Source organism: Candidatus Nebulibacter yamunensis, assembly GCF_024208055.1.
In the GTDB taxonomy this organism is placed as follows: domain Bacteria; phylum Pseudomonadota; class Gammaproteobacteria; order Francisellales; family Francisellaceae; genus Caedibacter; species Caedibacter lacustris.
On record NZ_JAMBMW010000022.1, the window covers coordinates 22397 to 28896 of the forward strand.

At 32.8% G+C, this 6500-nt stretch carries 5 protein-coding genes and 1 pseudogene; 2 read left to right on the top strand and 4 right to left on the bottom strand.

What is annotated here, in order from left to right:
* Positions 1–2: 2 nt before the first annotated feature.
* From M1V25_RS08885 to M1V25_RS08895, 3 genes are all read right to left on the bottom strand, one after another.
* Entirely contained in the window at positions 3–2813 is a 2811-nt protein-coding gene (locus M1V25_RS08885; protein ID WP_498843050.1) for an ATP-binding protein, read from the bottom strand.
* A gap of 267 nt (positions 2814–3080) precedes the next feature.
* Positions 3081–3614 (bottom strand): PLP-dependent transferase, encoded by a 534-nt coding sequence (locus tag M1V25_RS08890; protein ID WP_498843051.1) that lies wholly within the window; start codon positions 3612–3614, stop codon positions 3081–3083.
* Positions 3615–3708: 94 nt separating this feature from the next.
* Positions 3709–4599 (bottom strand): sulfurtransferase, encoded by an 891-nt coding sequence (locus M1V25_RS08895; protein WP_498843052.1) that lies wholly within the window; start codon positions 4597–4599, stop codon positions 3709–3711.
* Positions 4600–5008: 409 nt separating this feature from the next.
* On the opposite strand from M1V25_RS08895, the gene M1V25_RS08900 reads away from it, so the two are divergent.
* Together M1V25_RS08900 and M1V25_RS08905 are read left to right on the top strand one after the other, a co-directional pair.
* The gene (locus M1V25_RS08900) at positions 5009–5809 is read left to right on the top strand and encodes a hypothetical protein (RefSeq protein ID WP_498843053.1); all 801 of its coding nucleotides are present in this window, start codon (positions 5009–5011) and stop codon (positions 5807–5809) included.
* The gene (locus M1V25_RS08905) at positions 5802–6419 is read left to right on the top strand and encodes an MFS transporter (protein WP_498843054.1); all 618 of its coding nucleotides are present in this window, start codon (positions 5802–5804) and stop codon (positions 6417–6419) included. Before M1V25_RS08900 ends, M1V25_RS08905 begins: the two co-directional genes overlap by 8 nt.
* Here M1V25_RS08905 and M1V25_RS08910 read toward each other — a convergent pair.
* Positions 6395–6500, bottom strand: a pseudogene (locus M1V25_RS08910) (IS5/IS1182 family transposase); the annotation flags it as partial. The gene M1V25_RS08905 and the pseudogene M1V25_RS08910 overlap by 25 nt on opposite strands.

A 6500-nucleotide genomic window follows, 5' to 3' on the forward strand; every position in this document is an offset into this window, starting at 1 on the left:
TTCTATAAAACGTATGCAACGACTGTCTTATCATATATTTCAAGAAATTGTTTATAGCTTTTTATCACAGTTTCATCAATAATGAAATCACTTGTATGCAATGACCTCTCTAGCACATAAAGCCTTTCTTTCAACATAGGCACACCACAGTAACTTGCTCCACCATGAAGTTTATGCACTGCATCACGTAAAGCTTTTCCATTTTGCTCAATATATGCTTTATTAATTTCAGTTATCGCGTCAGGTAGAGACTTAATAAACGCATTTAGCATCTCTTTAGCAAAATTTTCATTACCACCAGCAAGCTTTGTGCCTAATGTCAAGTCAATTAATTTTTGTTCTATGTTTTGACCATTGTGATTTAAACTATCGCTATCATTTAATTGTTTTGCCCAAGGACTCACTGCTTTTACATTGTTTATATCTTTAAAATAAGTCTCTAATAGTAAACTCAGAGATAAATCATCAATTGGTTTAATTTGCACGGCATCAAAGCCTTCTTTAAGTAACACATCGTTACGTCCATCTACAATATCTGCAGTAACTGCAATAATTGGTACGTGCTTGTACTTTGAAATTTTGCGTAACCGATGACATAATTCAACCCCATCAACCTCAGGCATGTGCACATCGGTTAAAACCATTATAAAATCATCCTTATCAGCAAGTAAAAGAGCTTCTTTTGCACTTGTTGCTTCAATAGGATAAAAACCTTTTTCTTGTAGTAATATCGTTAATAACTTAAGGTTAATCGGATTATCATCAACCGTTAAAATTAAAGGCTTATCCTTATTACTATCCTTTAGATCATAATTCACTATTTCTTCATTAGCAGTTATGTTTTCCTTATTCTGATCTAAACGACCTGAAAATAGCTCTGCCAATTTTTGAATTTTATAAGGGTAATTTATGCAATTTTGAATGGCTAAGTCGCTACTATAATCGCATAAATCTAATAGTGATCCATTTGCAACTAAATAAATGCGCCCTTTGCTAAACGATTGTAAATCCATAATTAGGGATTGTCTTAATTTTTGCATTGGGGGTAATACGTTAAAAACCAAAATAAGATCAAATTGATCATGTTCGACAACAGTATCAAGTAAGTCTGTTTCCGAATATTGAGTCATACATTTGACGCCAGCAGCCTCTAAATCATTGACTAACATTTTGCCAACATAGATTGTCCTATCATAAACAATCACGTTTTTAAGCGGTATATATGGATAGGAAAGATCTATCTTGTTTTCACAATCAAAAATAACAGTAAAGCTAAAACAAGAACCTTTGTTTATTTCGCTTTTAACTTGAATCTTGCCACCCATTTTTTCAACAAGGTTCTTACTAATAGTTAGTCCTAATCCTGTTCCGCCATACTTGCGACTGGTTGATAGATCAGCCTGAGAAAATGCACTAAATAATTTTTTTATCTGAGTCCTTGATAAACCTATGCCAGTATCACAAACAGAAACAAATACTTCAACTTGCTGATTCAATATACGCTTGAGGTTAATACAAATCTCAACACCTCCTTCTTCAGTAAATTTAATTGCATTACCAATTAAATTAGTTAAAATTTGGCAGAACCTCAGTGCATCACCAGAAACCATTTTAGGTAATCTAGAATCAATGCGCACACCAAAATCAATCTGCTGCTGAATAATCTTGGGCTTAAATAAAATCACACAATTTTGAATTTCCTCATGTAAATCAAATGGGTGATTCTCCAACACTAAATTACCTGACTCAATTTTTGAAAAGTCCAAAATATTGTTGATAATACTTAACAGGCTTTTTGATGATTGAGTAATCGTTTCGACATATTCTTTCTGCAATGAATTTAATTTGCTTTTTTCAAGTAACCCCACAAAGCCTAAAATGCCATTCATGGGTGTGCGAATCTCATGACTCATATTTGCAAGAAACTTACTCTTGACCTCACTGGCTTCAATTGCTTGCTTGCGCGCTATATCAAGCTGTACGTTCTGATGTTCGATCATTTTTAAAGTATGCCTTAGTTCTCTTGTTGCCCTTTTAATATTTCTTTGCATTTCTTCATGTGAGTTGGCTAATGACAACGCCATACTGTTAATCCCTTCTTCAAGTGTTTTAAGCTCACCAGGAGGATTACCATCTAATCTTGTATCAAGTGCACCGTCTTTAATACGCTTTACCGCATTGATAATATCAAAAAGTGGATTAATCAAGTCCCCACCTAAACGTAGTCCAAATAAAATACTGACTGTTAGACCAATAATCACAATGAGTAATGTTGCAATAATCGCTTGATATTGATTAACAATCGTATTTTCCCGGCTTAAAGTCACTACTACCCAACCAATACGTTGATCTTTCTCTGTATAAAGTTTATCAATGTTATTTTCTTTAGGATTAACGGCTCTTGAAATAACAGGTGCTAAAAACTGGATATTTTTACTGCCCTCCTGCATGAAGATTTTTTTAGTTATAAGGTCAGCATTCTCCTTAAAAAAACTTGGATTTACTTGTGGAATGCGACCAGTAAAAGTAAGTAAATCACCATTTTTATCATAAATAGCAGCCATGCGTACATCCGGATAATTTAGAATATTATCTGTAACATTTTGTAGGATAATTTTGCTATCGAAATAAAGTCCATATTCAGAAGCAGCAATGAGTTCCGTTGTGACTGCTTCCCCTCTGATATATAAGTTGCGGTCTAAATCAGAAAATCTCATGCTGATAAAATAAAAACCAAGTAAGATAGACACCGTTAAAGTTGGTAACAGCGTCAATAAAATCATTCGTCCACGAATGCCAATGTTCTTGAGCATATATTTGCTACTTGCTGTAGTCGGAAGGTTTAAAGATTATAAGCTAAAAAACGTTAAACTCAATTTTGAATGACAAATGTCCTTTTCCCAGATAGCACTGTTTTCCCAGATGAGAGACTTAAAGCTTATTCCATATGGCTTTGCGACATTTCACTTCTTGTCAAAGTTGGTGAGCATATTGCTTGCAATCCATTTAATATCAAGGCTTTGAGAGTTTTCACAACAAAACAAATTTTTAAATCAGACTAAAATAATTGCTAAGATCTGTTATTTTAGTTCAGTAAACGCTTGCGATAAATCATTTTTTAAATCCTCAATATCTTCAAAACCGAGACTTACTCTCATTAACCATCCTGATCTATCCCAACTATTTGGTAATCTATAACTTTGGGGGCTTTCCACGGGGACTAATAAGCTTTCATGCCCACCCCAACTGTGTCCTAAACCAAAAATTTTTAGTCTATTTAACATTTTATCTAAAGACTTTTTTTCTATTTTATCTGATAAAGTAAATGCAAAAACGCCAGAAGAGCCTTGAAAATCTCTTTTCCATAAATGATGCTGAGGATGTGTTTTTAATGCTGGAAATATCACTTCGGAAACTATAGGTGTTTTAGACAGCCATTGAGCTAGTTTCATTGCTTGTATCTGGTGGTGTTTTAAACGAACAGATCGACTCCTAATCCCTTGAATTGCTGCATAAACATCCTCATTGCCGGCACATTGACCTGATTGTATAGTATATGTTCTTAACATATCATATGTTTTTTCATCAGATATTATTATGCCTAGAATACTCAATGAATGAGCTAAACGTTATCACTTTGAGACTGGATGGTAGTGACTGAAAAAAATTTCACCTTTTGATTATATAGTTTGAAATATTCATGAGCTTTTATTTCTCTATTGGATTATTTGACGAAGTTAATCCCCACTCACTCCAGGAGCCATCATAAACGGATAAATTTGTGTAATTTAACATATATCCAGCGAAAACTAAGATACACGCCGTAACACCTGAACCACAGGTAAAAATAATGCTCTTACTTCCATCTATATTAAGGTCAATAAATTGTTGCTTTATTGCCTCTAATTCAATAAATTTTCCATTGCTTAAAAGTTGCTGAAAAGGTAAGTTTATTGAGTTGGGAATGTGTCCTGAGCGTAACGTCTTTCTTGGTTCAGCCTGTTTTCCTTGAAATCTTTCTAGAGATCTTGCATCAACTATTTGGTATTCATTTGGGTTATCAATGGCTTCTTTCACCTTATTGATATTGCAAAAAAAATCTTTGTTGTAATTAGCAGAGTATCCTTGGTTTCTAATACTTTTAATATCAGGGGCTAAGTTTTTCACATTTTCAACAGGAAGACCTAGTTTTACCCATTGTGATATTGTTGCATTTAATATATATACGTTTTTATGCCCCATAGATTTAAACATCCACCAAACTCTCGGACTCGCGTAAATGCCAGATTGTTCATATAGGATAATCAAGGTGTTATTCGTAATACCATAATTTGATATGCGCTCCTCAAATTGCTTGCTATCAGGCATCATATGAGGCAGTTCACTATTAGGGTTACTAAACTCTTCTATGCTCATTTTTTTAGCATTCGGAATAATCAATTGATCATCAATACCGCTTGAGCATTGGTTCACAGACTTTATGGTTATTTCGAAAATACAAATATTAGTATTAGTATCGGATAAGCTATGATAAAGCTGCTGGCAATTGATTAATGGTGAAGCTGTTTCTATATTTTTGATCTTAAGTTTATTGTTCATTTATTGTTTCCCAAACAGTGTTTTGATAATACCATTCATCATTCCAACTTGAAGTAATTTTAAATTTACTCGAAATATCTCTGAACATCTATAGTGATCGATAGAATTAAAATTTATTTATGCAGATGATATGCTTGATTAATTATATCTTTTATGGTTTTATCACTACTGAGCAGCCGTTAATACTGTTCTTATGAAGTTAATAAAATTAGGAGAAAGGATGATGGAAGATAAAAATGTAACTGAGAAACCTGTTCAGCAAAAGAAAAAGCTTGATCACAATAAAATATTTGCGATCACAAGAAAGGGCTCTCCTGTACTTAGGAGTGTAATCAACTAAAATATAATCATTACATTAACCCTGTATTGGACATAGGGTTAATGTGTTTTTTAAGAGCTCTTAGCTCTTGTGAAATTTGAAGAAATTATTCCATTCAGTAAAAAAATAAATGTTTTAAATTTGGGATCTAAGATGATAGAGGGTGATCCATCTGGTTATGAGAGTTTACCTAACATAAACGTGGTTAAAATTGATGGAAATAATGTTAATGATGAAACCCTAACGGTGATTATCGGAGATAGTTCTGAAAAAACTTTTTATAACTGTAATTTGGAGACTTGCTCATCTCTTTTTTCACCAAATTTTGAGCTTATGGATTTATATAACAATATTTCAGAGTGGCTCACAGTTATTTCATATCACAAAGTTAGTACCAAAAACTTCAAAGATTTACATTTATCTTATTTGCCAGATTACACTAAATCAGATTTACAAAGTTCTAACCTAATGACAATTCAATATGGTGGAAAATATACAGATCATGCTCTAGTTATTGAGGTAGAGGTTGAATTTATTCAGCAGTATGTTATTTCAGAAATTGAACAAGCGTTAAGAGAAAAGAGGGTTAAGTTTCATACTTTTACTGGTTATGGGTCAAGATTGCTCAAACCAATGTTGTTTGTAGATAATCCGTTTCAAGCCTTTAATCAATGGATGTGGGGGCATGCTGTCTTTATTAAAGATATTACAGGCTATAAAAAACTATCAGAAGAAAAGCTTTACAAGCTTTCTCAAATAGCACATAACATCTATTCTTCCTATGACTTGAGTGCACATTGTCTATCCATAATTGATAACAGAATTGGATCTAACCTTGTTAAAAGGTATTTGAGCTCAATAAAGGAAGTAAAGTATGAAGTCGATGAATAATTTTATTATTTTTATATGCGCACAAAATTTCTCGGTCATTGCATTTAGATTTTTTCAGCTTCTTTTAGCTTGGGTGACATTAGCGCAGACACATTCGGGTTATCTTTTGGGCGTGGTTGTGACTGTATCCTGGATTGCGAATATTATATTTTTGCCATTTTCTGGTTACTGCTTAGATCGATATAAAAAGGGATTAGTAATTTTTCTTGCTAACTTTGTTTCATTGATATTGATTTTAATGTTTTTTATCAATTTGATATGTTTTTCTTATAATTTGATGATTGTTATTCTGATAACCATAATACTAAGTGTCGCAGATTCAATTCTTTTGTCGGCGCCTAACACAATTATTCCCTTTATTGTTGAAAAAGAGAAGATAAGTAAGTTTACTGGTTTTTGGGGCAGTATTGCTTCTTTACAAACAATTATCGGTGCACTGGCTGGTGGAAGTACAATGGCTCTGGTTGGTGACAAATTATCAATCTTGATAATTGCTTGTTTATATTTTGTTGCTCTGATTTTTAGTTTTATTTTAATGAAAAATAAATTACTACTACATGCATCTATTAGAGTTCTTTCCAAACCTCAATTAGTCAATTCAAAGTTGTAAATTCCCGTTATTAAATTAAATCGAAGTCCAAACCTTTTTCGTCTATTCCGATATTTGTCGGCAATAATTTTAAAACGTTTT